Here is a 2,809-nt window from a genome sequence, read left to right as displayed (position 1 = left end):
AGGGAGAGAAAACCATGCCGACATTGGAATCCGCAGGACGGCGCTTCCGCCGCGCCGTCGACGAAGAACGGCCGCTTCAGGTGGCCGGCACCATCAACGCCTACTCCGCGCTGCTCGCCGAGCGCGCCGGCTTCCGCGCCATCTACCTCTCCGGGGGCGGCGTGGCCAATGCCTCGTTCGGCCTCCCGGACCTGGGCATCACCCAGCTCGCCGACGTCGCCGAGGACGTCCGCCGCATCACCGGCGTGTGCGACGTGCCGCTGCTGGTGGACATCGACACCGGCTGGGGCGGCGCCTTCAACATCGCCCGTACCATCCAGGAGCTGACCCGTGCCGGCGCCGCCGCCGTGCACATCGAGGACCAGGTCCAGTCCAAGCGCTGCGGCCACCGGCCGGGCAAGGCGCTGGTCTCCAAGGCGGAGATGGTCGACCGGGTGAAGGCCGCCGTGGACGCGCGCTACGACGAGGACTTCGTGATCATGGCGCGCACCGACGCCTACGCCGGTGAGGGCCTGGAGTCCGCCGTCGAGCGTGCCGACGCCTACGTCGAGGCCGGCGCGGACATGATCTTCGCCGAGGCGTTGCACTCGCTGGAGGAGTTCAAGGCCTTCGCCGACCGCGTCTCCGTGCCCGTGCTCGCCAACATCACCGAGTTCGGCAAGACCCCGCTGTTCACCGTCGAGGAGCTGCGCGGCGCCGGGGCCGGGCTCGTGCTCTACCCGCTGTCCGCCTTCCGGGCGATGAGCCGCGCCGCCGAGCAGGTCTACGCCGCCATCCGCCAGGACGGCACCCAGTCCGCCGTGACCGAGCTCATGCAGACCCGCAACGAGCTCTACGACGTGCTCGGCTACCACGAGTACGAGCGCAAGCTCGACGAGCTGTTCTCCCGCGAGGAGTGAGCGGTCCGGACGACAGGGACAGGATCATTGACGGCCCGCCCCGCCGGGCGGGCCCGCACGCATCAGGAGAGGCACCATGACGGAGAAGAAAACGGGCGCCGGTCTGCGCGGCATGACCGCCGGCGAGACCGAGCTGTGTACCGTGGGCATCAAGGGCACCGGCCTGACCTATCGCGGCTACGACATCCACGACCTCGCCGAGCACGCGCAGTTCGAGGAGGTCGCCTACCTGCTGCTCTACGGCAAGCTCCCCAACCGCGCCGAGCTCGACGCCTACAAGCGTCGCCTCAAGGGCCTGCGCGCGCTGCCGCAGGCGCTCCGGGAGGTCCTCGAGCGCATCCCCGCGGACGCCCATCCCATGGACGTCATGCGCACCGGCTGCTCCATGCTCGGCAACCTGGAGACGGAGCAGGGCTTTGAGGAGCAGCAGGACGTCGCCGACCGCATCCTCGCCGCGCTGCCCGGGATCATCACCTACTGGTACCGCTACTCCCACGACGGCGTGCGCGTGGACACCGATACGGACGACGACTCCATCGGCGCGCAGTTCCTCCACCTGCTCCTCGGCGAGTCGCCCAACGCCACCCACGAGAAGGTGATGCACGCCTCGCTGATCCTCTACGCCGAGCACGAGTTCAACGCCTCGACGTTCACCGCGCGGGTGTGCGCCTCCACGCTCTCGGACCTGCACTCCTGCGTCACCGGCGCCATCGGCTCGCTGCGCGGCCCGCTCCACGGCGGTGCCAACGAGGCGGCGATGGCGATGATCGAGCAGTGGTCCGACCCGGACGAGGCCGAGCGCGAGATCCTCGGCATGCTCGAGCGCAAGGACAAAATCATGGGCTTCGGCCATGCCGTCTACCGCGACAAGGACCCGCGCAACGCCATCATCAAGGCGTGGTCCAGGCGCCTCGCAGACGAGATCGGCGACACCGTCCTCTATCCCGTCTCCGAGCGCGTCGCCGACGTGATGTGGCGCGAGAAGAAGCTCTTCCCCAACGCGGACTTCTTCCACGCCAGCGCCTATCACTTCATGGGCATCCCCACGAAGCTGTTCACCCCGATCTTCGTGATGTCCCGCGTCACCGGCTGGTGCGCCCACGTCTTCGAGCAGCGCGCCAACAACCGCATCATCCGCCCCAACGCGGAGTACACCGGGCCGGACCTGCAGACCTGGGTGCCGCTGGAGGAGCGGGACTGACCAACCCGCCCCGCATCCGGGCCGCCAGGGACGGCGCGCCCGGGACCGGGGAGCGCCGGCGCGAGGGACGCGCGCCGGGTCTCTGATCGTACATGCCGGGCCGACGGCCAAGCCGGCCCCCACGGCCACGGGCCAGGAAGCTGGAAGAACGACGCCATGAACACCCGATACCGCAAGTCCCTGCCGGGCACCGACCTCGACTACTTCGACACCCGCGCCGCCGTCGACGACATCCGCCCGGGCGCCTACGACCGCCTCCCCTACACCGCCCGTGTGCTGGCGGAGAACCTGGTGCGCCGCTGCGACCCGTCCCGGCTCAGCGCCGCGCTCACGCAGATCGTCGAGCGCCGGCGCGACCAGGACTTCCCGTGGTACCCCGCGCGGGTCGTCTGCCACGACATCCTTGGCCAGACCGCGCTCGTGGACCTCGCCGGCCTGCGCGACGCCATCGCCGAGAAGGGCGGCGACCCGGCCAAGGTGAACCCGGTGGTGCCGACCCAGCTCATCGTCGACCACTCCCTGGCCGTGGAGTGCGGCGGCTACGATCCGGACGCCTTCCGCAAGAACCGCGAGATCGAGGATCGCCGCAACGAGGACCGCTTCCACTTCATCGACTGGACCAAAAAGGCCTTCGACAACGTGGACGTCATCCCGCCGGGCAACGGCATCATGCACCAGATCAACCTGGAGAAGATGTCGCCGGTGGTCC

At 69.6% G+C, this 2,809-nt stretch carries 3 protein-coding genes; all 3 read left to right on the top strand.

The genetic code is table 11. The features are described 5' to 3' along the window. Positions 1 to 14: 14 nt before the first annotated feature. Positions 15 to 899 (top strand): methylisocitrate lyase, encoded by an 885-nt coding sequence (prpB, locus tag G7A99_RS11305; protein ID WP_018718103.1) that lies wholly within the window; start codon positions 15 to 17, stop codon positions 897 to 899. 76 nt (positions 900 to 975) lie between these two features. Then, positions 976 to 2,100, top strand: coding sequence for a 2-methylcitrate synthase (prpC, locus tag G7A99_RS11300; RefSeq protein ID WP_018718104.1), 1,125 nt, complete (start codon positions 976 to 978; stop codon positions 2,098 to 2,100). 156 nt (positions 2,101 to 2,256) lie between these two features. Continuing rightward, positions 2,257 to 2,809, top strand: a 553-nt coding sequence (locus tag G7A99_RS25470; protein WP_240466250.1) for an aconitase family protein, incomplete at its 3' end; no start/stop codon positions are given.

This window comes from Arhodomonas sp. KWT, assembly GCF_010993615.1.
Note: the sequence above shows the minus strand (reverse complement) of the source record. Positions and strands in the feature narration are given on the sequence as shown.